General features: G+C 68.5%; 21 protein-coding genes. 10 read left to right on the top strand and 11 right to left on the bottom strand.

Going from position 1 to position 26,005, the window contains the following annotated elements:
- Positions 1-221: 221 nt before the first annotated feature.
- From OMP43_RS02745 to OMP43_RS02780, 8 genes are all read right to left on the bottom strand, one after another.
- The gene (locus OMP43_RS02745; RefSeq protein WP_280278105.1) at positions 222-512 is read right to left on the bottom strand and encodes a hypothetical protein; all 291 of its coding nucleotides are present in this window, start codon (positions 510-512) and stop codon (positions 222-224) included.
- Between the two features lie 213 nt (positions 513-725).
- Positions 726-1,418 (bottom strand): phosphate regulon transcriptional regulator PhoB, encoded by a 693-nt coding sequence (gene phoB, locus OMP43_RS02750; protein WP_280278106.1) that lies wholly within the window; start codon positions 1,416-1,418, stop codon positions 726-728.
- Between the two features lie 19 nt (positions 1,419-1,437).
- On the bottom strand, positions 1,438-2,142 hold the full coding sequence (phoU, locus tag OMP43_RS02755; protein ID WP_280278107.1) for a phosphate signaling complex protein PhoU: 705 nt from the start codon (positions 2,140-2,142) through the stop codon (positions 1,438-1,440).
- Between the two features lie 10 nt (positions 2,143-2,152).
- Positions 2,153-2,947 (bottom strand): phosphate ABC transporter ATP-binding protein PstB, encoded by a 795-nt coding sequence (gene pstB / locus OMP43_RS02760; RefSeq protein WP_280278108.1) that lies wholly within the window; start codon positions 2,945-2,947, stop codon positions 2,153-2,155.
- The gene (pstA, locus tag OMP43_RS02765) at positions 2,947-4,245 is read right to left on the bottom strand and encodes a phosphate ABC transporter permease PstA (RefSeq protein WP_280278110.1); all 1,299 of its coding nucleotides are present in this window, start codon (positions 4,243-4,245) and stop codon (positions 2,947-2,949) included. The genes pstB and pstA overlap by 1 nt, the downstream gene beginning before the upstream one ends.
- Positions 4,238-5,614: a phosphate ABC transporter permease subunit PstC gene (pstC, locus tag OMP43_RS02770; protein WP_280278111.1), complete on the bottom strand. Its 1,377-nt coding sequence runs from the start codon at positions 5,612-5,614 to the stop codon at positions 4,238-4,240. Before pstC ends, pstA begins: the two co-directional genes overlap by 8 nt.
- Before the next feature lie 53 nt (positions 5,615-5,667).
- The gene (locus OMP43_RS02775) at positions 5,668-6,699 is read right to left on the bottom strand and encodes a substrate-binding domain-containing protein (RefSeq protein WP_280278112.1); all 1,032 of its coding nucleotides are present in this window, start codon (positions 6,697-6,699) and stop codon (positions 5,668-5,670) included.
- Between the two features lie 92 nt (positions 6,700-6,791).
- Complete coding sequence (locus OMP43_RS02780) at positions 6,792-7,988, bottom strand: ATP-binding protein (protein WP_280278114.1); 1,197 nt, start codon at positions 7,986-7,988, stop codon at positions 6,792-6,794.
- A gap of 128 nt (positions 7,989-8,116) precedes the next feature.
- On the opposite strand from OMP43_RS02780, the gene OMP43_RS02785 reads away from it, so the two are divergent.
- The 5 genes from OMP43_RS02785 (at position 8,117) to OMP43_RS02805 (ending at position 11,316) form a co-directional block, all read left to right on the top strand.
- Positions 8,117-8,503, top strand: coding sequence for a hypothetical protein (locus OMP43_RS02785; RefSeq protein ID WP_086128788.1), 387 nt, complete (start codon positions 8,117-8,119; stop codon positions 8,501-8,503).
- Positions 8,504-8,744: 241 nt separating this feature from the next.
- Entirely contained in the window at positions 8,745-9,014 is a 270-nt protein-coding gene (locus OMP43_RS02790; RefSeq protein WP_280278118.1) for an HPr-rel-A system PqqD family peptide chaperone, read from the top strand.
- Positions 9,011-9,856 (top strand): HprK-related kinase A, encoded by an 846-nt coding sequence (locus tag OMP43_RS02795; RefSeq protein WP_280278119.1) that lies wholly within the window; start codon positions 9,011-9,013, stop codon positions 9,854-9,856. Before OMP43_RS02790 ends, OMP43_RS02795 begins: the two co-directional genes overlap by 4 nt.
- Positions 9,853-10,863: a nucleotidyltransferase family protein gene (locus OMP43_RS02800; RefSeq protein ID WP_280278121.1), complete on the top strand. Its 1,011-nt coding sequence runs from the start codon at positions 9,853-9,855 to the stop codon at positions 10,861-10,863. Before OMP43_RS02795 ends, OMP43_RS02800 begins: the two co-directional genes overlap by 4 nt.
- Positions 10,864-10,950: 87 nt before the next feature.
- A complete protein-coding gene (locus OMP43_RS02805) occupies positions 10,951-11,316 on the top strand; it encodes a VOC family protein (protein WP_280278122.1) in 366 nt (121 codons plus the stop codon).
- 45 nt (positions 11,317-11,361) lie between these two features.
- On the opposite strand, the gene OMP43_RS02810 is transcribed toward OMP43_RS02805, so the two are convergent.
- Positions 11,362-12,048 (bottom strand): HAD hydrolase-like protein, encoded by a 687-nt coding sequence (locus OMP43_RS02810; protein ID WP_280278123.1) that lies wholly within the window; start codon positions 12,046-12,048, stop codon positions 11,362-11,364.
- Between the two features lie 342 nt (positions 12,049-12,390).
- Between OMP43_RS02810 and glmU the strand changes: the two genes are divergently transcribed.
- From glmU to glmS, 3 genes are read left to right on the top strand one after another with little or no spacing between them, the layout of a single operon-like run.
- Entirely contained in the window at positions 12,391-13,749 is a 1,359-nt protein-coding gene (gene glmU, locus OMP43_RS02815; protein WP_280278125.1) for a bifunctional UDP-N-acetylglucosamine diphosphorylase/glucosamine-1-phosphate N-acetyltransferase GlmU, read from the top strand.
- A complete protein-coding gene (locus OMP43_RS02820; RefSeq protein WP_280278126.1) occupies positions 13,749-14,156 on the top strand; it encodes a hypothetical protein in 408 nt (135 codons plus the stop codon). The genes glmU and OMP43_RS02820 overlap by 1 nt, the downstream gene beginning before the upstream one ends.
- A 31-nt stretch (positions 14,157-14,187) precedes the next feature.
- A complete protein-coding gene (gene glmS / locus OMP43_RS02825) occupies positions 14,188-16,011 on the top strand; it encodes a glutamine--fructose-6-phosphate transaminase (isomerizing) (protein ID WP_280278127.1) in 1,824 nt (607 codons plus the stop codon).
- Positions 16,012-16,017: 6 nt separating this feature from the next.
- On the opposite strand, the gene OMP43_RS02830 is transcribed toward glmS, so the two are convergent.
- Positions 16,018-16,548: a GNAT family N-acetyltransferase gene (locus tag OMP43_RS02830; protein WP_280278129.1), complete on the bottom strand. Its 531-nt coding sequence runs from the start codon at positions 16,546-16,548 to the stop codon at positions 16,018-16,020.
- A 143-nt stretch (positions 16,549-16,691) separates the two neighbouring features.
- On the opposite strand from OMP43_RS02830, the gene OMP43_RS02835 reads away from it, so the two are divergent.
- Positions 16,692-16,982 carry a hypothetical protein gene (locus tag OMP43_RS02835; RefSeq protein WP_280278130.1) on the top strand — a complete coding sequence of 97 codons (291 nt, stop codon included), beginning with the start codon at positions 16,692-16,694 and terminating at the stop codon, positions 16,980-16,982.
- A 94-nt stretch (positions 16,983-17,076) separates the two neighbouring features.
- Here OMP43_RS02835 and OMP43_RS02840 read toward each other — a convergent pair whose 3' ends face one another.
- A complete protein-coding gene (locus OMP43_RS02840; RefSeq protein WP_280278132.1) occupies positions 17,077-17,712 on the bottom strand; it encodes a tail fiber protein in 636 nt (211 codons plus the stop codon).
- Between the two features lie 347 nt (positions 17,713-18,059).
- Here OMP43_RS02840 and OMP43_RS02845 point away from each other — a divergent pair, with 347 nt between their 5' ends.
- Entirely contained in the window at positions 18,060-26,000 is a 7,941-nt protein-coding gene (locus tag OMP43_RS02845) for an Ig-like domain-containing protein (RefSeq protein ID WP_280278133.1), read from the top strand.
- Positions 26,001-26,005 lie beyond the last annotated feature (5 nt).

Consider the following 26,005-nt stretch of genomic DNA (forward strand, 5'->3'; position numbering starts at 1 on the left):
CGTCGCTCGGCGGTGCGGGCGGCGCGGGCGTGGTTTGCGGAGCGGTCTGCGGCATGTCCTGCGCGATGGCGGTGCCGCTCATCGCCAGGGCCGATGCCAGGAGCATGAACTTCATCGAAACTTCCTCTCTGTCACCCCCACCTTCCTGGCAAAAAACGCATGTGCCGGGCGCAACGTTGCGCGCCCGGCACATTCGGTCCCGTAAAAAGGGGCGGTCGGCGCTATTGGCGCTGACGGCACCCGTCGAACTGGCCGCGCTTGCACATCGGATACACTGCCTTGGGTGCCGGCGGCGGGAAGGCCTGGGTCGGCGTCTGCGTGCTGGGCACGAAGACCACCTGGGCTCCCGGCGGCGGCGTGGAGCCGGTGCTGAACAGCGGCCCGGCCGGGGCATAGCCGCCCAGCTTGCTGGCATCGTTGTTGGTCGGGGAATCGGCCTTCTGGGCCGAAGTTTGCGCGTGCGCGGCGCCAGCAACGAGAGTCAGCGCGGCGGCCAGGGCAAGAAGTTTCATGGGATGCGTCTCCTGAAACCGGGCGAGATCGTTACGCCCGTGCCTGCAACGCGAGGAAACGCGGTTGGTTTCGTTAAATTGTGGTCATGTGCGCAGGGGTAGCCATTGTTGCGGGCAAGGTAGAGCCCGGCGAGCCAGTCGGCGTCCAGATTCCCCTCCCTGCAAGGGAGGGGAGCTGGAGAGGGCATGCGTTTGCCTGGATGTCGATACGGCTCAATTCCCCGCGTCGAGCGCATATCCCGCCGAGCGCACGGTGCGGATGATGTCCGGCCGGTTGCCCTTGTTGATCGCCTTGCGCAGCCGGCGGATATGGACGTCCACCGTGCGGCTCTCGATGTCGCTGTCATGCCCCCATACCGCGTCGAGCAGCCGCTCGCGCGAGAAGACCCAGCCCGGATGCTCGAGGAAATGCTTCAGCAGGCGGAACTCGGTCGGCCCCAGCTGCACCACTTCGCCCGAGCGGCGGACCTTGTGGCCCACCGTGTCCATCTCGATGTCCGAATAGGTCAGCGCCTCACCGGCCAGGGCCGGGCGGACGCGCCGCAGCACCGCGCCCACCCGGGCGACCAGCTCGCGCGGAGAGAAGGGCTTGGTGACGTAATCGTCCGCCCCGGTCTCCAGCCCGCGCACGCGATCCTCCTCCTCGCCGCGCGCGGTGAGCATGATGATCGGCACGTTCGCCGTCTCCGGCATGCGGCGCAGGCGCCGGCACACCTCGATCCCGCTCAGCCCCTCGACCATCCAGTCGAGCAGCACGATGTCCGGCGTCGCCTCCTTGGCGAGCAGCAGCGCCTCTTCTCCGTCGGGCGTGTGCTTCACCTCATAGTCTTCGCGCTTGAAGTGATAGGCGACCAGTTCCGCGATCGCGGCGTCGTCCTCGACGAGAAGCATCTTCACTCGGGCCATATATTCCCCGTTTCCCCGCTCAGTTCGCTTGGGCCTCGCCGGTCTCGCGCTCGGCCATGTAATCGCCTGTCGCCGCGAAATAGACCATTTCGGCCACGTTGGTGGCGTGATCGCCGATCCTCTCCAGGTTCTTCGCCACGAACAGCAGGTGCGCCACCTGGCTGATCGTCCTCGAATTCTCGACCATGTAGGTCACCAGCGTGCGGAAGATCGAATCGTAGAAATCGTCGAGCGCGGTGTCGCGCGCGCAGATCCGAACCGCCGCCTGGGCATCGCGCGCCGAATAGGCGTCGAGCACGTCGTGCACCATGTCCGCCGCCAGCTGCCCCATCGCGGGCAGGATCGAGACGACGTCGATCCGCTCCTCGCCTGCCTCGCCATGGATCATCGGCACGCGCTTGGCGATGTTCTTGGCATAGTCGCCGATCCGCTCGATCACGGCGGCGATCTTCAGCGCGGCGATGATCTCGCGCAGATCGTCCGCCATCGGCGCACGCAGCGCGATCACGCGGACGACGAGCTTTTCCAGCTCGGCCTCGATCGCGTCGATCTGCTTGTCCTTCTGGCGCACTTCATTGGCGAGCGCGGTGTCGCCCCGCTGGAGCGCCAGCATCGCGTCCTCGATCGCCTGCTCGGCCAGGCCGCCCATCTGCGAGATGAGCGCGCGCAGCTGCCCGATGTCCTGATCGAACGCCTTGACGGTATGTTCGTGGCTGCTCGCCATGGGCCTACTCCTAGCCGTAACGGCCGGTAATGTAATCCTTCGTCCGCTCCTGCTTCGGTGCGGTGAAGATATTGTCCGTGTCGCCATACTCGACCAGCTGGCCGAGATGGAAGAAGGCGGTCTTCTGGCTGACGCGCGCCGCCTGCTGCATGTTGTGCGTGACGATCACGATCGCATAGCGCCCGCGCAGCTCGTGGATCAGCTCCTCGATCTTGGCGGTGGCGATCGGATCGAGCGCCGAGCAGGGCTCGTCCATCAGGATCACCTCGGGGTCGACCGCGATGGCACGGGCGATGCACAGCCGCTGCTGCTGGCCGCCCGACAGCGCCGTGCCGCTGTCCGACAGCCTGTCCTTCACTTCGTCCCACAGGCCGGCGCGGCGCAGCGACCCTTCGACGATCCCGTCCAGCGCGACCTTGGAGGCGGCCAGGCCGTGGATGCGCGGGCCGTAGGCGACATTCTCGTAGATCGACTTGGGGAAGGGATTGGGCTTCTGGAACACCATGCCCACCCGGGCGCGCAGCTGCACCACGTCCATGGCCGCGGAATAGATGTCCTCGCCGTCCAGCATGATGTCGCCGGTCACCCTGGCCGAGGCGATGGTGTCGTTCATCCGGTTGAGCGTGCGCAGGAAAGTCGACTTGCCGCAGCCCGACGGGCCGATGAACGCCGTCACATGGTCCATGTCGACATCGATCGAGACGTCGCGGATCGCCTGCTTGTCGCCGTAGAAGACGTTCACGCCCCGCGCCGACATCTTGTGCCCGGTCGCCGTTGCAGTGGGAAGGGAAGGGGCGTCGGTCATTACCAGCGGGTCTCGAACTTGTTGCGAAGATAGATGGCGAGCCCGTTCATGGCGAGCAGGAACACCAGCAGCACGATGATCGCCGCGCTGGTCTTCTCCACGAAGCCGCGGCTCACTTCGTCCGACCACAGGAAGATCTGCACGGGCAGCACGGTGGCGGGATCGGTGAAGCCCTGGGGGGCGGTCACGATGAAGGCGCGCATGCCGATCAGCAGCAGCGGCGCGGTCTCGCCCAGCGCGCGGGCCATGCCGATGATCGTGCCGGTCAGGATGCCGGGCATGGCGAGCGGGAGGACATGGTGGAACACCACCTGGATCCGGCTCGCGCCGATACCGAGCGCGGCGTCGCGGATCGACGGGGGCACGCCCTTGATCGCGTTGCGGCTGGCGATGACGATGACGGGCATGATCATCAGCGCGAGCGTCAGCCCGCCGACCACCGCCGCCGAGCGCGGCAGCAGCGGGCCGAAGCTGTGCCCGCCGATCTGCCAGGTGCCCAGGAACACCGCGAGCCCGAGCAGGCCGAAGATGATCGAGGGCACTGCCGCCAGATTGTTGATCGAGACTTCGATCAGGTCGGTCCAGCGGTTCTTCGGCGCATATTCCTCGAGATAGATCGCCGCCAGCACGCCTACCGGGAAGGCGATCAGGAAGGTCACCAGCATGGTGAGCAGCGAGCCCTTGAGCGCGCCCCAGATGCCCACCGCCACCGGATCGTTCGAATTGCTCGCGGTGAAGAAGCCCCAATTGAAGCCGGTACGCAGCTTGCCGGCGCTCCGCAGCCGGCTGGCATCGGCCCGCGCCGCCGCCGTGCCTTCGCCGCGCGCGCCCATTTCGAGCGCGGTCGAGGCGGGCACCCAGATGGTCTTCCGGCCGCCCAGGATCGAGGGATCGGCCTTGATCGCATCGCGCACCGTGAGCCAGGCGCTGTTCGCTGCGAGCGAATGGTCGCCGCCGCTCTCCGCCGCGATCTCCACCTTGTCCTGCAGCCCGGCGCCCGACAGCGCCAGGTCGGCGCCCGGCGTCGAGAGATGCGCGCGGTCGACCATCATCCCCATCTTCGGGAAGTCGAGGTCGAGCGCCACTTCGCTGCGGGTGAAGCCGCGCGCGCCGTTCGCCACCATGGTGAGGATCAGAAAGGCCAGGAACGCGGCGGACAGGATCACCGCCAGCATCCCGAACAGGCGGAAGCGCCGCTCGGCGGCATAGCGGCGGCGGATGCGCTTCTGCATCGCCGCGCTCTTCCAGTCGGTCGGCGTCCGCTCGGGCACGGGGGCGGGGGCGGCGCGCTTATTCATAGGCTTCGCGATACTTCTTCACGACGCGCAGCGCGACGATGTTGAGCAGCAGGGTGATCACGAACAGCGTCAGGCCCAGCGCGAAGGCGGCCAGCGTCTTGGGGCTGTCGAACTCGCTCTCGCCGGTCAGCAGGTCGACGATCTGCTTGGTGACGGTGGTGGCGCTCTCGAACGGGTTGAGCGTGATGTTGGCCGCGCCCGAAGCGGCCATCACCACGATCATCGTCTCGCCGATCGCGCGGGAAACGGCGAGCAGCACGCCCGCCACCACGCCGGGCAGCGCCGCGGGGAGCAGCACGCGCGAGATCGTCTCGGAATTGGTCGCGCCCATCGCCAGGCTGCCGTCGCGCATCGCGGTGGGCACGGCGGCGATCGAATCGTCCGCCAGCGAGGAGACGAAGGGAATGATCATCACGCCCATCACCAGGCCGGCGGCCAGCGCGCTCTCGGCCGAGGCGAAGGGCATGCCCAGATGCACCGCCAGGTCGCGCACCGCCGGCGCCACGGTCAGCGCGGCGAAATAGCCATAGACCACCGTCGGCACGCCGGCGAGGATCTCGAGCATCGGCTTCATCCAGCGGCGCACGCGCGGGGCGGCATATTGGGTCAGGTAGATCGCGCTCATCAGGCCGAAGGGGATGGCGACCAGCATCGCGATCACCGCGCCGATGAAGAAGGTGCCCCAGAACAGCGGCACCGCGCCCAGCGACTTGCCCGGGCTGTTCGGATCGATCAGCTGCGGGCTCCAATGGGTGCCGAACAGGAAATCCTGCGGTGGCACCATCGCGAAGAAGCGGATCGATTCCCAGAACAGCGACAGGAAGATGCCGATCGTCGTCAGGATCGCGATCAGCGAGGCGACGAGCAGGATCAGCATCAGCCCGCGCTCCACCTTGGTGCGGGCGCGGAAGGCCGGGCTGATCCGGCTGAAGGCGAAGGCGCCCCCGGCAAAGGCCAGCAGGATGGCGATCGCCGTGCCGGTCCAGCCGTAAAAGGCGATCGCCTCGCGCATCGGCGCCACCAGCGCATCGGCGGTGGGATCGAAGGTCGAGTCGGCCCGGCCCAGCGCCACGTCGCGCGCCTCGCCCAGGATCGTGTCGCGCTCGAACGCGAAATCGGAGAGCTGGCTGGCTGCCGGCGCCTTGAGCACCTGGTCCTTGATCAGCGCGGGGCTGAGCGCCGTCCAGGCCGCGACGAACAGCAGCGCGGGCAGCACCGTCCACATCGCCACGTACCAGCCATGCTGCGAGGGCAGCGAATGCAGCCGCTTCTGTCCGCCGCGATCGAACCGCACGGCGCGCGCGCGCGCGGTCAGCCAGCCGATCAGGCCAAGGCCGACCACCACGAACAGGAGCGCGAAGACATTCACCAGGACGTCAGCTCGGTACGGGATTCAGGAAGGAAAGCGATGATGTCCTCGTTTCAGTGCAGCTGGGAGGGGTCGAGCGCAATCCCCTTCTCGATGATCTCGGCCGAATGCTCCTGCACCTCGCTCGGCGCCGCGATCAGCCCGCGCTTGGTCAGTTCGCCCTTCGGCTTCCACATCGTGGCATAGAGGTTCAGGAAATCCTGCATCCCGCGCACCGCCTTGATGTGGCGCTGCTTCACATAGATGTAGAGCGGGCGGCCGCCCGGATATTTGCCGGTAACGATCTCGTTGTTGGTCGGCTCCACGCCCTCGATCGGCGTGCCGTGCAGCCGGTCGATATTCTCCTCGAGATAGGAATAGCCGAAGATGCCCAGCGCATTGGGGTTCTGGCTCAGGCCCTGGACGATCAGATTGTCGTTCTCGCCCTTGTCGACATAGGGGCCGTCGTCGCGGATGCGCAGGCATGCGTCCTGGAACTTGGCCGGGTCGTGCCCTTCCTTGAGCGCCTTGGCCTCGGGATAGGCCTCCAGGCAACCCGGCTCGAGCATCAGCTCGGTGAAGGCATCGCGCGTGCCGCTGGTCGAGGGCGGGCCCATCACATAGATCGGGATCGCCGGCAGCGCGGGATTGACGTCCTTCCAGGTCTTGGCGGTGTTGGGCTTGCCCATCGGGTTGGCCGCCAGCGCGAGATACAGGTCCTTGCGGCTGAGCTTCAGCCGGGGGCCGGCATTGCTTTCGGCCAGCACCACGCCGTCCAGCCCGATCTGCACTTCCAGAATATCGCCGACATTGTTCTTCTGGCAGGTGTCGTATTCGGTGCGCTTCATCCGGCGCGATGCGTTGGCGATGTCGGGATACTGCGATCCCACGCCTTCGCAAAAGGCGCGGAAGCCCGCGCCCGAGCCGATCGATTCGATCACCGGGGCCGCGCGGCGCTTGTCCTGGTTGACAAAGGCCTCGGCCACCGCGGTGGTGAAGGGGAAGACGGTCGAGCTGCCCACGGCGCGGATCGGGCGGGTCGTCCCGCTGTCGCAAGCCGAGAGAGCCACTGCGGAAAGCGCGAAAAGCACAAGTCTGCCAAGCATCGCCGTCTCCTGTCCCTGGGATTTAAGAATCACGGGGCACGCGCCCGGACGGCCGCCCCCATCGGGGCCCTTCGGCCCCTAGCGTGACAGGTTCATGACAATCGGTGGACGGGGAGCAGCACGGTCACCGTCGAGCCCTTGCCCACGGTGCTGGCGATGTCGAACCGCCCGCGGTGCCGCTCGACGATGTGCTTGACGATGGCGAGGCCCAGCCCGGTGCCGCCCAGGGTGCGGCTGCGTCCCGAATCGACGCGGTAGAAGCGCTCCGTCAGGCGGGGCAGATGCTCGGGCGCGATGCCCTCGCCCTGGTCGGTCACGGTCAACCGCACCATCGAATCGCCCTCGGGCGTGAGGCTGACGAGGATCGGCGTGCCCTCGCGGCCATATTTCATCGCGTTGCCGATCACGTTGTGGAGCAGCTGGCTGAGCTGCGAGGCGTCGCCGCGCACCGGCTCGGTCTCGGCGATCTCGGTGACCACGTCCGCCGCGCGCGGCGCGCCGGAGAGCTCCAGGCACACTTCGTCGATCAGCTCGTCCATCGCCACCGGATTGTCGGGCGCGCGATATTTCTCCGCCTCGATCCGGCTGAGCGAGATCAGGTCGTCGATCAGCCGCTGCATGCGGCGCGCCTCGTCGTGCATGATCTTCAGGAAGCGCTTGCGGATGCCGGGCTCCTCGCTCGCGCCGTCCTCCAGCGTCTCGACATAGCCGAGCAGCGAGGCGAGGGGGGTGCGCAGCTCGTGGCTGGCATTGGCGACGAAATCGACACGGATGCGCTCGCTCGCATAGCTGCCGGTGCGGTCGATCAGGTGGACGATGCGGCGGCCGTCGCCCAGCGCGGTCACCCGCATCTCCCAGCGCTGGTCGCGCGTGCCCAGGCCGACCAGATGGATGGGGGCCGAGGAATCATGATCGTTCGGGTTCATCAGCCGTTCGGCGGCGGCCGGGTGGCGGATGGCGATGCGCACGTCCTCGCCCAGGATATGCTGGCCAAGCAGGGTGCGCGCGGGCGGATTGGCCGCGATCACGCGCCGGTCGGCGATCAGCAGCACCGGCTCGGCGATCGCGTCGAGCACCTCCGCGATGCCCGGGCCCTCGGCAGCCGCGGGCGCGGTGTCGAGCGGGCCCATCGGATCGCCGCCCGCCGTCGCCACCAGCACGGCGGCGACGCCGCATACCAGCATGACGAGGCTTACCTGCACGTCGCCGTTGAGCAGCAGCCCCGCGAGCGCGCCCGCGGCGGCGATGCCGAGCGCCACGAGCGCCTTTATACCAGGAGAATAGGGCATTCAGCGCCTTACTAGGGGCGGCGCGCGCGTTCGTCATCCCGCAACTGAGGGCGCTTCCGCGAAAGCGGAGGCGCGGCTGTCCCACAATTTACGATTGCGAAAGAGGGCGGAGCGCAGGACAATGCGTCATGGCAGACGAAGATCCGGCTCCCAAGGCTAGTCGCCGCGCGCTGATGCTGGGCGCCGCGAGCGCATCGGCGATCGTCTCGATCCGGCCGGCGCTGGCGCAGACCAGCGCCTCGGTGATGCATTGCGAGATCCCGGTGCCGGATCCCGGCCGCGCGGGCCAATATGTCGCCGCCGACGGCAAGCTCGTTCCCGCCGGCACTCCCGGCGCCTTTCCGGCGGCCGGCACGCCGTTCAAGGCCGAGGACGTCAAGCGCGCGCTGAACGGCGGCACGCTGCCCGGCACCACCTACGAGCAGAGCCGCGCCTATACCAACTATATCCGCCGCCTCCAGTCGGGCACCAGCGGCTTCACCTGCTTCGCCTCGCTGCAGATGCCGCGCGGCTGAGGCCCATGTTCGCGCAGCGACGCGGCGGCGCGACGAAGAAGATTCTGTTCGCGCAGAGGCGCGGAGAACGCAGAGGGGTTTTGCTCACGGCTAGCCCCAGCGCCGCGGCAGCGGCAGGAATTCTGGAAACGTCGCAATGGAGGGCACCGCTGGCGCGGCGCGAGGCACCTCTGCGCTCTCTGCGCCTCTGCGCGAACCACCCCTTCCTTCTTCGCGCCTTCGCGCCTTCGCGTGAAACAAAATGACGGCCTACCGCGCCGCGCCGCCGGAGACCCTGCGCATCGTCCCCCTGGACGCGCTCACGCTGATCTATCACCGCGCCTCTGGCATCACCCATGTCGTCGACGCGCCCGTTCCCGAGATGCTCGAGGCGCTCGCCGCCGACGAACTCACCGTCGACCAGCTGCTCGCCCGTCTGGCCGAGCGCTATGACCTGCTCGACGCCGATCCCGCCGCGCTGGCCATGCGCCTCGACGAACTGGTCCAGGCAGGCCTGGTGGAGCGGCTGTGAGGCACGCCACCCGCCTCGCCATCGGCCCCGCCGGCTTCCGCATCGGCAGCGACTGGCGGGCGCCGATCGCGCAGCTGGAGGATCTGTACCGCGACTATCCCCGGCCCGACATTCCCGACTTCAACGTCCACCTCTTCGCCGCGCGGCCCTGGCGGAAGTTCCTCCGCCCGGCGGTCCATATCGGCGGCGACTACAGCATTCCGGACGCCGCGCCGCTGCCGCTGGCCCAGGGGCTGCTCGCCGCCGAAATGGGGATGAACCTCCAGATGGCGCTCGCCCAGCGCCGCTTCCTGCTGCTGCATGCGTCCGCGGTCGAGCGGGACGGCAGGGCGGTGCTGATGACCGGCATCTCGGGCGCGGGCAAATCCACGCTCGCGGCGCTGCTGATGGCGCGCGGCTGGCGGCTGATGGGCGACGAGTTCGTGCTGATCGACCCCGCCACCGGCCTGGCCCATGGCTTTCCCCGGCCGATCAGCCTCAAGAACCAGGCGATCGCGGTCGCCCGCGCCGCGCTGCCCGGGGGGCGGTTCGGGCCGCTGCTCGCCGGCACGCCCAAGGGCGATATCCGCCATCTCGTTCCCGATGCCCGCGCGATCGCCGCGATGGCCGTGCCCGCCGAGCCGGCCCTGCTCCTCTTCCCGCGCTTCGGCTTCGCGGCCGCCGAACGGCCGGTGCCGCCCAGCGAGGCGTTCGTCCGGCTGACCCAGGCTTCGACCAACTATGTCCACCTCGCCGAGCGCGGCTTCGAGGCGCTCACCCGGCTCGTGCAGGCCATTCCGGCGCGCGCGATCGACTATCCGGACACCGAAAGCGGCATCGCCCTGGTCGAGGCGCTGGCATGAGCCCCGGCTGGCGCCTGGCCCATGTGCTGCGCGATCCCGGCACCGCGCTCGGCTTCTCCGCGCGGGAATGGACCGAGCTCTTCGCCGTGGCCCGCGCCGAGCAGATGGCGGGCACGCTCGCGCACCGGCTGAACGGCCTGGCGCTTCCGGCCGGGGTCCAGCGCCTGGTCGACGACGCGATCGCCTCGGCCGGGCAAGTCCGCCTGGCGGCGCTCTGGGAGGCGGAGATGGCCCGGCGGGCGCTGGCGCCGCTCGGCATGCCGGTGGTGCTGCTCAAGGGCACCGCCTTCGCCGCCGCCGGGCTCTCGCCCTCGGTGGGGCGCAACATCGGCGATCTGGACATATTGGTCCCCCGCGGCCGGATCGGCGAGGCCGAGGCCGCCCTGCTCGCCGCCGGTTGGGAATGGGTGAAGCCCGATCCCTATGACGACGCCTATTATCGCCGCTGGATGCACGAGCTGCCCCCGCTCATCCACCGCGAGCGCGACCGGATGATCGACGTCCACCACACGATCCTGCCCCTGACGGCCAGGATCGCCCCCGATGCCGAGGCGCTGCTGGCCGCCAGCGAGCCGCTCTGCAACGGCCTGTCCGTCCTTTCCGGCCCGGATCGCCTGCTCCATGCCGCCGCGCACCTGCTGGCGGACGGCGATCTCGCCGGCGGGATGCGCAATTTGTGGGACATCCACTGCATGTTCGCGTCCGAGGCGCCCGCCGGCCTGCCGGAGCGCGCCCGCCACCATGGCCTGGCCCGTGCGCTGGCCCGCGCCGCCCGCCTGTCGCATGCCCTGTACGGCACCGAGGTGCCCGCGGAATGGCGGGGCCTGGGCGCGCTCGATCGCCTCTACCTCCGCCGCCTCACGGCCCGGGACGGCTGGGGCCGCCAGACCCGCAGGCTCACCCGGCTGGTCTTCTATGTCCGCAGCCACTGGCTGCGCATGCCGCCCCTGTTGCTGGCCCGGCACCTCTGGACCAAATATCGCAAGGGCTATCGGCCGGTCGGCTGAAGGTGTTGAAACAAAAGGGGAACGAATTCTTGCCTTGCGGGATGCTCGCGGCTATCCTGCGCGGGCATTCGAGCAGGAGAGATCGCCATGTTCCGCAAGGTCGCGTTCACCATGTATCCGGTCGTCGACCTCGCGCGGGCGCGCGGCTTCTACGAGGAGACGCTCGGCCTGCCGCCCAGCCGGGCGCCGGAGGGGATTCCGTGGATCGAATTCGACCTGCCGGGTGGCGGCTGCCTCGCGCTGACCAACGTCACCGGCGACAGGCCGGCATCCGATGCCGGCGGCACGATCGCCTTCGAGGTCGAGGATCTCGATGCGCTCTGCGCGGAGCTGGAAGCGAAGGGCGTCGTCTTCAAGAGCGACCTGATCCACTCGCCCGTCTGCCGCATGCGGGTGATCGCGGACAGCGAAGGCAATGCCATCCTGCTCCACCAGCTGAAGGAGCGGGACTAGTTCTGCCGGCGTCGTTCCCGCGCAGGCGGGAATGACGGTTGAAGGTCAGGCCGGAAGCGCGACTCCCAGCCGCTCCAGCGCCGGCATCAGCTGGGCATAGCTGTCGATCACCGCGTCGGCGCCGAGTTCCTCCACCGGCTGGGAGAGGAAGCCGAAGCTGACGGCGATGCTCGGCACCCCGGCATTCCTCGCGGCCAGCGTGTCGAAGATCGAATCGCCGACGAATGCCGCGCGACCGCCGCCGCAGCGCCGGATCATCTCGCGGATGGGCAGGGCGGACGGCTTGGCGTTGCCGCTGCCCATCGTGTCGCCGCCGATGATCGTGGCGAACCGCGCGCGCAGCCCCAGCTCCCCGATCAGCTTCACCGCCAGATCCTCGCGCTTGTTGGTCACGATCGCCAGCGTCGCGCCGCGGGCCGCCAGCGCGTCCAGCGCCTCGATCATGCCCGGAAAGGGGCGCGAATGGTCGGTGAGATGGTCGCGATACCAGTCGAGCAGCGCCGGGAGGAGCCAGGCCATCTCGGCTTCGTCACAACCGCCCGACGCTTCCAGCGCCTGCTCCAGCATGTGCTTGCCGCCGCGCCCCACCATCGTCATCACCGCCGCCTTGTCGAGCAGCGGCCGCCCGGCCAGGCCAAGCGCATGGTTGGTGGCGCCCAGCAGGTCCATGCTGGTGTCGATCAGGGTGCCGTCCAGGTCGAAGCCGACGATGTCGAAGGGGAAATCAGCCATCGCGGTGCTGCCTGCCAGCGGGGCTATGGAATTGGCAAGTGTAACGTGGCAGGGGACGCAGGGTGTGTACCCGGTCCCCGCAACCGCCGTGACGGAGCGGATTTTGGCGCAAGGGTAGGAGCGAGGAGGGAGCGATGCCTTTGCATCGTGACCGACGAGCGACGCCGCCATGCGCCAAAATCCGCCCGCCCCGAAGGGGTCGCCCTGGGAAGGCCGCCGGACGGCGTCAGGATCGCTTGTGCGTAGCGCCGCTACGCGACTGCGCGACCTTCCTTGCCGGCGGCCTTCCCAGGGCGATCACGGCCGTTGCGGGGACCGGGTACACACCCTAACGGAGGACAAATGACCGCACCGATCGCAGCAATCATCCTCGCGGCCGGCAAGGGCACGCGGATGAAGTCGGACACCCACAAGGTGCTCCATCCCATTGCCGGGCGGCCGATGCTGCTCCACCTGATCGACAGCGTGAAGGCGCTCGGCGCGGAGCGCGAGGTGGTGGTGGTCGGCGCAGGCCGCGAGCAGGTCGAGGCGGCGGTCCATCCGCTTGGCGTCGAGACCGTGGAACAGGCCGAGCAGCTCGGCACCGGCCATGCCGTGCGCATGGCGGAGGGCGCGCTGGCCGGCTTCCAGGGCGACGTGCTGATCCTCTATGGCGACGTGCCGCTCGTCACGACCGGGACGATGCGCCGGATGATCGAGGCGCTCCACGGCGATGGCGGCCCCAGCGTGGTGGTGCTCGGCTTCCGGCCCGCCGATCCCGGCGCCTATGGCCGGGTGATCGTCGGCCCCGACGGCCGGCTCGACAAGATCGTCGAGTATAAGGACGCCACGCCCGAGGAGCGGGCAGTGACGCTGTGCAATTCCGGCCTGATGGCGGTGCGCTCGTCCGATCTGTTCCGCCTGCTCGCCCGGTTGGGCAACGACAATGCGGCGGGCGAATATTACCTCACCGATCTGGTCGAGCTGGCCCGCCAGGACGGCCGGTTCTCGGTGGGCATCGAAACCGACGCGATCGAGGTGGCGGGAGTGAACAGCCGTGGCGAACTCGCCCTGCTCGAGCAGGAATGGCAGCAGCGCCGCCGCGCCCGCGCGATGGTCGAGGGTGCCACCCTGGTCGCGCCGGAGACGGTGTGGTTCGCCTATGACACCCAGGTCGGCCGTGACGTCACGATCGAGCCGCACGTGGTGTTCGGCCCCGGCGTCGCGGTGGCGGACCGCGTCGCCATCCATGCCTTCAGCCATATCGAGGGCGCCGAGATCCTGTCCGGCGCCGATATCGGGCCCTATGCCCGTCTGCGCCCCGGCGCGCGGATCGAGCAGGGCGCCAAGGTCGGCAATTTCGTCGAGATCAAGAAGGCAGTGATCGGCCCCGGCGCCAAGGCGAACCATCTGAGCTATATCGGCGATGCCACGGTAGGGGCCGGGGCGAATATCGGCGCCGGCACCATCACCTGCAATTATGACGGATTTTTAAAGTACCGGACAGTGATCGGAAACGGCGCCTTTGTAGGTAGCAACAGCGCCCTGGTCGCGCCCGTCACCATCGGCGACGGCGCGATCGTGGGGGCCGGTTCGGTGGTGACTCGCGACGTGGAAGGCGATGCGCTCGGGATCACCCGGGCCGAGCAGCAGGTGAAGCCGGGCTGGGCGCGGAAATTCCGCGAGGCAATGAAGGCGAAGAAGGAGGCGGCGAAGAAGTGATGCGTATGCGAACCCTGTTCTCGATGCTTGCATTGACCGTCGCCGCGCCCGTCGTCGCGCAGACCGCCGCGCCGATGAGCCCCGGCCAGGCGATCGAGGCCGTGGCGGCCTCGAAGACCGGAGAGGTCGAGGGCGTGTTCGAGTTCGTCGTCGCCTCGGCCGGCGCGGGCGGCTTCAGCGTCTATCTGAACTCGGCGGCCAATTATCGCGACGCGGGCAACCTCACCATCGAGCTGCATTCGGCGGCGATCGCCGCGCTGAAGCAGAAGCTCGGCGGCTATCCCGAGGACGTGCTCACCGGCAAGCGGGTGCGCGTGAAGGGCATTGCCCGCCGCGTGCCGGTCGGCTCGCATTTCCAGACGCGCATCGCGGTCGATAGCGTCGCCCAGATCGAAATCCTCGGCTGATCGCCGGGCCCAGAGCAGGAACACCCAGAGCATGTGCGGAATCGTCGGAATCGTCGGCAAGGAGGAAGTCGCGGAGCGGCTGTTCGACGGTCTCAAGCGCCTCGAATATCGCGGATACGATTCGGCCGGCATCGCCACGGACGTGGACGGCCGGATCGAGCGGCGCCGCGCCTCGGGCAAGCTGGTCAATCTCGGCAAGGAACTCGCGGCCAATCCGCTGCCCGGCACCACCGGCATCGCGCACACCCGCTGGGCGACGCATGGCGGCCCGACCACGAACAACGCCCACCCGCACGCGACCGGCGAGCTGGCGCTGGTCCACAACGGCATCATCGAGAATTTCAAGCCGCTGCGCGACGAGCTGATCGCCCGCGGCCGCAAGTTCGAGAGCGAGACCGACACCGAAGTCGTTGCGCATCTCGTCAGCGAGAAGGTCGAGGCTGGCATGGCTCCCGCCGAGGCAGTCGCCGAAGTGCTGCCGCGCCTCCACGGCGCCTTCGCGCTCGCCATCCTGTTCCGCCAGCATCCGGACCTGCTGATCGGCGCGCGCCTCGGTTCGCCGCTGGTCGTCGGTTATGGCGACGGCGAGACCTATCTCGGCTCGGACGCGCTGGCGCTCGCCCCGCTCACGCAGCGCATCGCCTATCTCGACGAGGGCGACTGGGTCGTCATCACCCATGACGGCGCCCAGATCTTCGACCGGGACAATAATCCCGTCGAGCGGCCGATCACCATCTCGGGCGTCACCGGCGATCTCGTCTCCAAGGGCAACCACCGGCACTATATGCTCAAGGAGATCTACGAGCAGCCGATCGTCGTCGCCCAGACGCTGCGCGCCTATCTCCAGCGGATGGAGGAGCGGGTCACGCTGCCGATCCCCGATTTCGACCTGTCGGCGATCAAGCGCGTCACCATCGTCGCCTGCGGCACCAGCTTCTATGCCGGCATGGTCGCCAAATACTGGTTCGAGCAGTTCGCCCGCGTGCCGGTCGACCTCGATGTGGCGAGCGAGTTCCGTTACCGCGCGCCGGTGATGGAAGAGGGCGGGCTGATGATCGTGATCAGCCAGTCGGGCGAGACGGCGGACACGCTCGCGGCGCTGCGCCATGCTCGCGCCGAGGGCCAGACGATCGCCGCGGTGGTCAATGTCCCCACCAGCTCGATGGCGCGCGAGGCGGATCTGCTGCTGCCGACGCATGCCGGGCCGGAGATCGGCGTCGCCTCGACCAAGGCCTTTACCTGCCAGCTCGCGGTGCTCGCCGCGCTCGCCGCCAATCTCGCGAAGGCGAAGGGCAAGCTCACCGAGGCCGAGGAGAAGGCGATCGTCAAGCACCTCGCCGAAGCGCCGGCCGCGCTCAACGGCGCGCTCGCCTATGACGAGGCGATCCAGGCGATGGCCGGCATCGTCGCGGCGGCGCGCGACGTGCTCTATCTGGGGCGCGGCACCGATTATCCGCTGGCGCTCGAGGGTGCGCTGAAGCTCAAGGAAATCAGCTATATCCATGCCGAGGGCTATGCCGCCGGCGAGATGAAGCACGGCCCGATCGCGCTGATCGACGATGCCGTGCCGGTGATCGTGATCGCCCCCTCGGGTCCGCTCTTCGAGAAGACCGTGTCGAACATGCAGGAAGTGCAGGCGCGCGGCGGCAAGGTGATCCTGATCTCGGACTATGACGGCATCGAAGCGGCGGGCGAGGGCACGGTGGCGACGATCACGATGCCCAAGGTCCATCCGCTGATCGCGCCGCTCGTCTATGCGGTGCCGGTGCAGCTGCTCGCCTATCATGTGGCGGTGGCCAAGGGCACGGATGTCGATCAGCCGCGCAACCTGGCGAAGTCGGTCACTGTCGAATAGACGGCTTCAGGGCCGCCAGAACATGGCGACATGGGTGCCGGCGACCTCGCCGGCATCGGCAAAGCCCAGCCGCCGGTAGAGTGCATGCGCGCGCGTATTCGTGCGGGCGACGCTCAGGCGCAGGCCGGCGGCGCCTGCATCGCGCGCGGCGCCTTGCAGCCAGCCGATCAGCGCGCTGCCGATCCCGCCGGCCTGGGCCCTTGCGTCGAGCAGGATGTCGATCAGCACCCATTCCGGGCCGCCGCGATCGAAGTAGAAGCGGCCGATCGGCGCGTCCCGGCGGGTCACCAGCCGGAAATCGCCCTTGCGATGGTGCTTCACGAAATGCGCGTGCTGGAGCGCGAACTGCTCGTCGAGAAAGTCGCGCTTCTGCGCGGGGGACCAGGGCGCGAGGAGCAGCTCGGCCATGCGCGAGGCGGCATGCAGATCGGCGAGCAGCGGCAGGTCGGCCGCGCGTGCGGGCGGTAGCGCCATGTCCAGCATGCGCAGCGCCTCCGGCAGCATCGGCAGCGGTCGCGGGGTGGGGAAGGCTAGCATGCGATCGGCCTTTAGCATGGCATGGTATCGGCTTTTGCCCCGAAATGGCGTGGACCGGCTTCACGCGCCGCCGCGGACCCGGCAGGATAGGTTTTTAATAGCCGAAGCGGTCATTCGTTCGGCGGGAGGGGGAAGACTATCCTATGAGAATGCTGGCACCGGAAGATTTCGAGCCCTGGGTCGGTCGCAAGGTCCGCCTCAGCACCCTGCCCAACCCGGTGGAGATCACGCTGGCTCGCATCGAGCGCAGGCCGGCCCTGATCGGCATCGACACGCGCGTGCCCTTCTCGCTCTTCTTCGAAGCGCCGCTTGAGGTCTATCTCATGGATGCCTCGTACGAGATGGATTGCGGCAAGGGCGGCCCGCACGAAATCCTGATCAGCCAGCTGGTCCCTTCGGCCACCACGCGCCACTATCAGGCGGTCTTTTCTTGACCGGCGGGCCGGGTTCGTGACCTGGCCCATGAAAAGCCCGGCCGCGCCGCTGCCGGTGCAGCGCGCGCGGTCGGGGCCTTTATCGAGCTCCGGCTCAGTTCCGCGACGGGAAGACACCCGTCAGCGCGATGTTGGTCTGGATGCCGAGATAGGGCTGCATGACCGGAACCGGCTGGCTGCCGCCGCTATTGGCGACGGTCACGGTGCCGGTGCCGCCGCCACCGCCGGTGATGTTCAGGCCGCCCAGGTTGACCGGCGTGGTGCCCGACTGGCCGGCCGGCACATAGAAGGTCGGCGTGACGCTGCCCGAGGAATCATTGGCGACGCCGAGGAACGAGCCGGCGCTCGGTGCGGCGGTCTCCGCGTTGAGTGCGCCGGTCATCGCCTGGAGCGTGCCGGATACCGTGCCGCCGCCGGTGGGCGTGAAGGTGGCGAGGTGGTTGTGGATCGGCATCTGCAGGATACTGAGCACTTCGCTGTTCACGCCGCCGAGTTCGCCCAGGGTGATCGGGGTGAGCCCGGGGCCGTTGCCCTGGCCGATAAAGACGCGGCCCCGCGAGTCAGGAAGGCCGAAAGTGCTCTGGCCATTGCCGCCATAGACGGTGCCGAGCAGCGAGAACAGCGCGGTATTCTGCTGGATCGACATGATCTGGCCCTGGCACGGTGCCCAGCCGCGCGGCGCGAAGTTGAAGCCGACCTGCATGATTTGGCCGATATATGGTTCCGACATTCTGCCCCTCCCAATTTGAAGCGGGCCGGACGGTAACTCAAAAATCGGAACGCGTCCCGTCCACATTGCCAAATCGGACCAAAATCATTTGTGGCACCGAATTGGTGTAATAATTGAGGATTGCGCCCCCGCCCACATCTCAAGTCAGGACAGCGGATAAGATTGCATGTTTATGAAATCATATGCATAACATGACGGGTTTTTTACGATTCCATCTCATTTTAGCGAGTTGTAGCGCGTAAATGGGGATGTAGCGGCCAAGTGGGGATGCTTGCCGTTTCGTCGTGAATCGATTGCAAGAACGCGCCGGATCTGCATCCGGCGCGTGAAAGCTGGGGTCGGGGGATATGAAGCAGCTTTTCACGCCAAAGGCGGCCCATGTGGGGAACATGGTGCGTGCCGGGTCCGGAGGGCGCACGGCATTCCGGCCCTTCAGGTGGCAATGGCTCGCGGCCCTGATCGGATTGCTCCCCGATATCGCTTCGCTGTCGAATGGCCTTTGGCGCAAGGCGCATGCCCTGGTGCTGGCGCTGTCGACTGCCCTGATCCTGTTGTCGCCGGCCGCCGTCCGGGCCGCCGATGGCGATGGCTGCAACTACCTCAGGAACAATCCCGCCAATTATGACGGGGGCGCCTATGTCATCACCAGCGGCCCCGTCACGAACCCGGCACCTCCCGGCAATCAGACGGGCATCGTCAATTACGCGGCGGGAACCGTTCTGTATTACAGCTACACGGTCTCGGATCCTTCGATCACCGCGAGGTTGACCTATTCGGGCCTGAGCGGGCTCGGCATCGACATCGTGCCCAGCACGTCGGCGGCGAGTGGCAACGGATCCTTCACCCTGCCGGTGGATTCCCGCGCCGTAACGCCCTCCGGCACGATTCCGGGCAGCGGCCCCGGCGGCACTGTGACCTGGACCGTCTATTGCGGCGTCCGGGCCAACCAGGCGATCGCGTCGGCCACGGGCGTCGTGGGCACGGCGATGAACTTCACGCCGGTCACCGCGTCCTTCGGCCAGGGGACCTACAGCTATGCGCTGAGCGGCGGCACGCTTCCGAGCGGCCTTTCGTTCAACACCGGCACCGGCGCCATCACCGGAACGCCGACCGCCACGATTGCCGCCACGACCTTCACCGTCACCGTGAGCCATCAGGGGACGGGCACGTCGTCCAAGACTTTCTCGCTGACCGTCAACCCGCCGCTGCCCACCGTCAGTGGCGTCTCGCCGACCGCCGGCCCGATCGGGGGCAATACCACGGTGACGATCACCGGCACCGGCTTCTCGATCGCGAACAACACGGGGGCGGTGCTGTTCGGCGCGAATCCCGCGACCTATACGATCGACAGCAACACCCAGATCACCGCGACTTCGCCGGCCGGCAGCGCGGGCACGGTGGACATCACCGTCACCAATCCGGGCGGCACCAGCCTGACCAGCGCGGCGGACCGCTTCACCTATGTCGCCGCACCGACGGTTACGGCGGTTTCGCCCATAGCCGGCCCGACTGGCGGTAATACCACGGTGACGATCACCGGCACCGGCTTCTCGGCGGCGAACCCGACAGGGGCAGTGAAGTTCGGCGCCGCGCTTGCGACCTATACGATCAACAGCGACACGCAGATCACCGCGACGTCGCCGGCAAATGCCGCGAGCACGTACGACGTCACGGTCACCACGCCTGGCGGCACCAGCGCGATCAGCGCCGCGGACCAGTTCACCTATGTGGCGGCACCGACGGTCACGTCGATCTCGCCGACCGCCGGCCCGACCAGCGGCGGCACCACGGTGACGATCACCGGCACCGGCTTCTCGGCGGCGAACCCGACGGGAGCAGTGAAGTTCGGCGCGACGCTCGCGGCCTACACGATCAACAGCAACACCCAGATTACTGTGAACAACAGTCCAGCGAGCCTGGCCGGCACCTATGACGTCACGGTCGCCACGCCGGGCGGCACCAGCGCGACCAGCGCGGCCGATCAATATACCTATATTGCCGCGCCGGTCGCCAGCTCGTTCACCGCGTCCGCGGTCGCCTATAACGGCACCGGGCTGACCTTCAGCATTGCCGGCCATGCGACGAACAGCCCGACCAATTTCGCGGTGGGTTCGGCGACCACGGCCCAGGGCGGCTCGGTCTCGGTCAATGCCGCCGGGCTCGTCACCTATGACGCGCCCGCCGGTTTCCGGGGTAATGACAGCTTCACCTTCACTGCGACCAATCTGGGCGGCACCTCGGCCCCGGCCACGGTCACGGTGCCGGTGAGCAACCCGACACTGGTATCGACCCTTGCCGGCAGCGGCACGCGCGGCATCGCGCTGTCGGGCGTGCAGATCAACACGAGCGGCGGCAGGGCGACCTATAGCTGCTCCACGACCCTGGCATCCGGGGCGCTGCCCCTGGGCACGCAGCTCAACGGCGATTGCACCGTCACCGGCACGCCGGCGGCGAGCGGCAACTTCACCTTCACCGCCAATGTGACGGACAGCTCGCTCGGCACCGGCCCCTTCACCCAGCCGACCGGCTCGCTCACGCTGAGCATCGCGGCACCCACGGTCACCCTGTCCCCGGCCGCCGGCGCGCTGCCGGGCGCCACGGTCGGCACCAGCTATTCGCAGAGCTTCACCGGCGGCGGCGGCACGACGGGCTACACCTTTGCCCGCACCAGCGGCGCATTGCCGACGGGCCTGACGCTGAGCGCTGCCGGCGTCATCACCGGCACGCCAACTGCCACCGGCACGTCCAATTTCGACGTCACCGTCACCGACGGCTCGTCGGCGGGAAGCGGCGGCCCCTATACCGCGACGCAGTCCTACAGCATCACCGTGGTCTCGGGCAGCCAGACGATCAGCTTCGCGGCGCTGCCCAATGCTTCGCTCTCGGCTTCGCCGCTGACATTGTCGGCCACCGCGACCTCCGGCCTGACGGTCAGCTTCGCCTCGACCACCACGAGCGTCTGCACCGTCTCCGGCACCACGCTCACGCTCCTCCAGACGGGCAATTGCGCGATCACGGCGAGCCAGGCCGGCGACGCCAACTGGGCCGCGGCGACCGACGTCTCGCGCAGCTTCACCGTGACTCCGGCCAATCTGGTGCTCGCCACCGGCTCCGCTTCGGGCCTGATCGTCGGCGGGAGCTACAGCCAGGCCAATACGGCCTCGGGCGGCCTCACGCCCTATACCTACAGCCTGAATGCGGGCGCCTTCGTGCCGGGCACGACGCTCGGCTCCGACGGCACCGTCAGCGGCAGCCCGACGGTCGCGGGATCGTTCAGCTACCAGATCAAGGTGACCGACGGCCAGGGCACGCCGGTCACCACGATCGGCTCGATCGTCACGGTCACGATTGCCAAGGGCAACCAGACGATCACCTTCGCCTCGACCGCGCCGACCGGCGCGACGGTGGGCGGCGCGACCTATGCCGTGAGCGCGACGACGAACGCGCCGCTCGTCGTGGCCTTCAGCTCGGCGACGCCGGCGGTCTGCACGATTAGCGGCAACACCGTGTCGATGGTCGGCACGGGCACCTGCACGATCAACGCCAACCAAGCGGGCGATACCAACTGGAACCCGGCGGCGCAGGTGCAGCAGAGCTTCACCATCGGCGCGGCGGGTGCCGTCACCACTTCGCTCAGCTTCTCCACGGCCTCGCTGGGCGTCGGCTCGACGGGGACGCTGACGATCACCTTCGGCAACCCCAACAGTTCGGCTACGCCGAACATCGCGCCGCTGCTCAGCGGCAGCGCGCTGCTCAGCCGCGTGAGCGGCGCGCCGGGCGGGACCTGTGGCGCCAGCGGCGCGGATTCGGGGGCGAACTACCAGTTCAACGTCTTCTCCGTCCCCTCGGGCAACTGCACGGTCACGCTGACCTATGCCGGCATCACCCCAGGCTCGGTCTCGGGCCTCGTGCTCGGGGCGTTCACGCCCAGCGGCTATCCGACCACCGGCTCGGCCAGTAGCGGCAGCATCGCCGTGGTGCCGACGGTGACCGGCGTCTCGCCGCCTTCGGGCCCGGTCAGCCAGGTGGTGACTGTCAGCGGCACCGGCTTCAGCACGACGCCGGGCAACAACACCGTGACCTTCGGTGCGGCGGGCAACGGCACGGTAACCGCGGCGAGCGCGACTTCGCTCACCGTCACCACGCCGGCAGTCGGCTCGGGCGCGGCCAACCTGACGGTCACCGTCAACGGCCAGACCAGCACGAATTCCGTGGCCTATACCTTCATCGACAAGCCGATCGCGGCGAACAAGCCCGGCGTGGTGATACCCTATGGCAGCACCGGCACGCCGATCGACCTGTCGGCCTCGATCACCGGCGGTCCGCACAGCAGCGTCGCGATCGGCACGGCGGCTTCGCACGGCACGACCAGCATTGCCGGCGATGTGGTGACCTATACGCCGACGGCCGGCTATTTCGGCACGGACAGCTTCACCTATACGGCGACGGGTGCCGGCGGCACTTCGAACGTCGCGACGGTGAGCCTGACGGTGGCGACGCCGACGGCACCGACGGTCGCCGACAAGAATGCCGCGATTCCCTATAACAGCACCGGCACGGCCATCGATCTCGCGCCGTCGATCAGCGGCGTCTATTCGACGGTCGCGGTCGCCACCGGGCCGCAGCACGGCACGGTGACCATCGCGGGTACCGTGGTCACCTATACGCCGACCACCAACTATTATGGCGCGGACAGCTTCACCTATACGGCGACCGGCCCGGGCGGCACCTCGGCGCCGGCGACGGTGACCCTGGCGGTGGCGACGCCGCCGGCACCGGTCGCGGCGAACAAGAGCGGCGTCGGCGTGCCCTATGCGAGCACGGGCACGGCGATCGACCTGTCGACCTCGGTCACGGGCGTCCATTCGAGCATCGCGATCGGCACGGCGCCGGCCCACGGCACGGTGACGATCGCGGGCGACGTGGTGACCTACACGCCGAACCCGGCGACCTATTACGGTGCGGACAGCTTCACCTTCACGGCGACTGGCCCCGGCGGCACTTCGGCCCCGGCGACGGTAAGCCTGACGGTGGCGACGCCGGCCGCGCCGACCGTGACCGACAAGAGTGGCGTGGCGGTGCCCTATGCGAGCACGGGCACGGCGATCGACCTCTCGGCCTCGGTCACGGGCGTCCATTCGAGCATCGCGGTTGCCACCGGTCCAGCCCATGGCACGGTGACGATCGCGGGCGATGTGGTGACCTATACGCCTGCGGCGACCTATTATGGGGCGGACAGCTTCACCTTCACGGCGACCGGCCCCGGCGGCACTTCGGCCCCGGCGACGGTGAGCCTGACGGTGGCGACGCCGGCCGCGCCGGTCGCCGCCAACAAGAGCGGCGTGGCGGTGCCCTATGCGAGCACCGGCACGGCGATCGACCTGTCGGCCTCGGTCACGGGCGTCCATTCGAGCATCGCGGTTGCCAGCGGTCCGGCGCACGGCACGGTGACCATCGCGGGCGACGTGGTGACCTACACGCCGAACCCGGCGACCTATTACGGGGCGGACAGCTTCACCTTCACGGCGACGGGCCCCGGCGGCACTTCGGCCCCGGCGACGGTGACTCTGACGGTGGCGACGCCGGCCGCGCCGGTCGCCGCCAACAAGAGCGGCGTGGCGGTGCCCTATGCGAGCACCGGCACGGCGATCGACCTGTCGACCTCGGTTACGGGCGTCCATTCGAGCATCGCGATCGGCACGGCGCCGGCGCACGGCACGGTGACGATCGCGGGCGATGTGGTGACCTACACGCCGAACCCGGCGACCTATTACGGGGCGGACAGCTTCACCTTCACGGCGACGGGCCCCGGCGGCACCTCGGCGCCGGCAACGGTGAGCCTGACGGTGGCGACACCGCCGGCACCGACCGTCGCCAACAAGAGCGGCGTGGCGGTGCCCTATGCAAGCACGGGCACGGCGATCGACCTGTCGACCTCGGTCACGGGCGTCCATTCGAGCATCGCGATCGGCACGGCGCCCGCGCACGGCACGGTGACCATTGCGGGCGACGTGGTGACCTACACGCCGAACCCGGCGACCTATTACGGTGCGGACAGCTTCACCTTCACGGCGACCGGCCCCGGCGGCACTTCGGCGCCGGCGACGGTGAGCCTGACGGTGGCGACGCCGGCCGCGCCGGTCGCCGCCAACAAGAGCGGCGTGGCTATCGGCTATAACAGCAGCGGCACGCCCATCGACCTGGCACCCTCGGTCACCGGCGTGCACAACATGCTCACCGTCGTCACGGCGCCGGCCCATGGCACGACCGCGGTCAATGGCGACGTGGTCACCTATACGCCCACCAGCGGCTATTTCGGCGCGGACAGCTTCACCTATACCGTCAGCGGCCCCGGCGGCACCTCCGCCGCGGCGACGGTGAGCCTGACGGTGGCGACGCCGCCGCCGCCGAATGCGGGGCCGGGGACCTCCACGGTCGCGGGCAGCACCACGACGGCGGGGACCAGTGTCCAGATCAACCTCTCCGCGCTGGTGACGGGCGTTTATGACTCGATCCAGCTCGCCAGCCAGCCGGCGCACGGCACGGTCACGCTGAGCGGCGGGGCCGGGCCCAGCCTGACCCCGGTCGCGGCGGCGCCGACCTCGCCCTATATCGCGACCTATACGCCGGCCGCGAATTTCGCCGGCGCCGACAGCTTCACTTATGTGGCGGTCGGTCCGGGCGGTGCCTCGGCACCGGGCACGGTGACGATCACCGTGGTCGGCCAGGTACCGGTCGCGGCACCCAAGACCGCGACGGCGGGCGACGGCCAGATGGTCTCGGTGATGCTCACCGACGGGGCGGCGCGCGGGCCGTTCACCGGCGCGAACGTGGTGAGCATATCGCCGGCCAATTCGGCCACCACCGCGATCGTGGCGACTGGCAACGGCACCTATCGCCTCGACGTGACACCGAATAATCGCTTCGGCGGGCAGATCGTGGTCGCCTATACGCTGAGCAACGTCTTCGGCGCCTCGGCTCCGTCGACGGTCACGCTCACCGTCCAGGCGCGTCCGGATCCGCGCAACGATCCGGATATCGCCGCGATCAGCGACGCGCAGGCCGAGACGACCCGCCGCTTCGCCCGGGCGCAGGTGTCCAACTTCATGCGGCGCGCCGAGCAGCTCCACAATGGCGGCGGCAGCGCCGGCCTTGCGATGGGCGTGACGCTGGCTTCGCGTGACGGCTCGGCACCGATGCAGCGCCCCGACGACAAGAATTGGGGCCTGGCGATCACCGAGCGGATGCGCGTCTCGGGCGAGGATCCGGCGATCGGCCGGGTCGTCAATAATCCGCAGTCGCCGCTCTCGCGTGGCGATCAGCTCGGCTCCGGCCGGACAATCGCGGGCACGGGTGGCGCCGGCACGGGCGGTGCCGGTGGCGCGGATGGCGCGGCGGGCGACGAGCGTGCCGCACCGGGCAAGGGCGCGGTGGACGAGGACGGCAACCGTCGGATCGGTTCGCTCGCCATCTGGGCGGGCGGCGCGATCGACATCGGCACGCGCGACAGGCGCACCGACCGCAGCAAGATCACCGCCACCACCGCGGGGCTCAGCGCCGGTGCCGACATCAAGCTCTCCGAGGGCGTGCTGGTCGGCCTGGGTGGCGGCTATGGCAATGATCTGAGCCGGATCGGCACCGCGGCGCAGGTGCGCGGCACGAGCACGATCTATGCTGCCTATGCGAGCGTCCAGCCCGCCAGCGGCACCTTCATCGACGGCATGATCGGCCGCGGCCAGCTCGACTTCACCACCCGGCGCATTGCCCAGGCGGTGAATGCGACGGCGCGTGGCAGTCGCGATGGAAGCTACACCATCGCGGCGATCTCGCTCGGGATCGATCGGGCCGAAGGGCCGCTGCAATGGTCGATCTATGGCCGCGGCGAGTATATGGACGCCGATCTCGATGCCTATGCGGAGAGCGGCGCCGGGCGCTACAATCTGCGCTTCGATGCCCGTCAGGTCCGCTCCATCACCGGCACGCTCGGCGGCCGCCTGCAATATCGCCAGAAGACGGGCTTCGGTTCGATCACCCCGCGCCTGCGCGTGGAGTGGAACCACGAGTTCGCCAATGTCGATGCCCAGTGGCTCGACTATGCCGATATCCCGGGTGCGGCGATCTATGCGCTGGCGGGCAATGGCTGGCGGCGCGAGCAGCTCCAGCTGAGCTTCGGCACCCGCTTCGACATCCTCTCCAGCGGCTGGTCGTTCGACTTCGAGACCGGGTTGCGCGCGGCTCAGGGCGAGAAGGCCGGCACGTTGCAGCTCCGCCTGTCGAAGCGCTGGTAGGGATA

Source organism: Sphingomonas sp. CBMAI 2297 (assembly GCF_029870595.1).
GTDB lineage: Bacteria > Pseudomonadota > Alphaproteobacteria > Sphingomonadales > Sphingomonadaceae > Sphingomonas.

Bases quoted from the DNA above. Each gene is read 5' to 3' on its own strand.
- OMP43_RS02745 (WP_280278105.1), bottom strand. From the start codon at position 512: ATGAAACTTCTTGCCCTGGCCGCCGCGCTGACTCTCGTTGCTGGCGCC.
- phoB (WP_280278106.1), bottom strand. From the start codon at position 1,418: ATGGCCCGAGTGAAGATGCTTCTCGTCGAGGACGACGCCGCGATCGCG.
- phoU (WP_280278107.1), bottom strand. From the start codon at position 2,142: ATGGCGAGCAGCCACGAACATACCGTCAAGGCGTTCGATCAGGACATC.
- pstB (WP_280278108.1), bottom strand. From the start codon at position 2,947: ATGACCGACGCCCCTTCCCTTCCCACTGCAACGGCGACCGGGCACAAG.
- pstA (WP_280278110.1), bottom strand. From the start codon at position 4,245: ATGAATAAGCGCGCCGCCCCCGCCCCCGTGCCCGAGCGGACGCCGACC.
- OMP43_RS02775 (WP_280278112.1), bottom strand. From the start codon at position 6,699: ATGCTTGGCAGACTTGTGCTTTTCGCGCTTTCCGCAGTGGCTCTCTCG.
- OMP43_RS02780 (WP_280278114.1), bottom strand. From the start codon at position 7,988: ATGCCCTATTCTCCTGGTATAAAGGCGCTCGTGGCGCTCGGCATCGCC.
- OMP43_RS02785 (WP_086128788.1), top strand. From the start codon at position 8,117: ATGGCAGACGAAGATCCGGCTCCCAAGGCTAGTCGCCGCGCGCTGATG.
- OMP43_RS02790 (WP_280278118.1), top strand. From the start codon at position 8,745: ATGACGGCCTACCGCGCCGCGCCGCCGGAGACCCTGCGCATCGTCCCC.
- OMP43_RS02800 (WP_280278121.1), top strand. From the start codon at position 9,853: ATGAGCCCCGGCTGGCGCCTGGCCCATGTGCTGCGCGATCCCGGCACC.
- OMP43_RS02805 (WP_280278122.1), top strand. From the start codon at position 10,951: ATGTTCCGCAAGGTCGCGTTCACCATGTATCCGGTCGTCGACCTCGCG.
- OMP43_RS02810 (WP_280278123.1), bottom strand. From the start codon at position 12,048: ATGGCTGATTTCCCCTTCGACATCGTCGGCTTCGACCTGGACGGCACC.
- glmU (WP_280278125.1), top strand. From the start codon at position 12,391: ATGACCGCACCGATCGCAGCAATCATCCTCGCGGCCGGCAAGGGCACG.
- OMP43_RS02820 (WP_280278126.1), top strand. From the start codon at position 13,749: ATGCGTATGCGAACCCTGTTCTCGATGCTTGCATTGACCGTCGCCGCG.
- glmS (WP_280278127.1), top strand. From the start codon at position 14,188: ATGTGCGGAATCGTCGGAATCGTCGGCAAGGAGGAAGTCGCGGAGCGG.
- OMP43_RS02830 (WP_280278129.1), bottom strand. From the start codon at position 16,548: ATGCTAGCCTTCCCCACCCCGCGACCGCTGCCGATGCTGCCGGAGGCG.
- OMP43_RS02835 (WP_280278130.1), top strand. From the start codon at position 16,692: ATGAGAATGCTGGCACCGGAAGATTTCGAGCCCTGGGTCGGTCGCAAG.
- OMP43_RS02840 (WP_280278132.1), bottom strand. From the start codon at position 17,712: ATGTCGGAACCATATATCGGCCAAATCATGCAGGTCGGCTTCAACTTC.
- OMP43_RS02845 (WP_280278133.1), top strand. From the start codon at position 18,060: ATGAAGCAGCTTTTCACGCCAAAGGCGGCCCATGTGGGGAACATGGTG.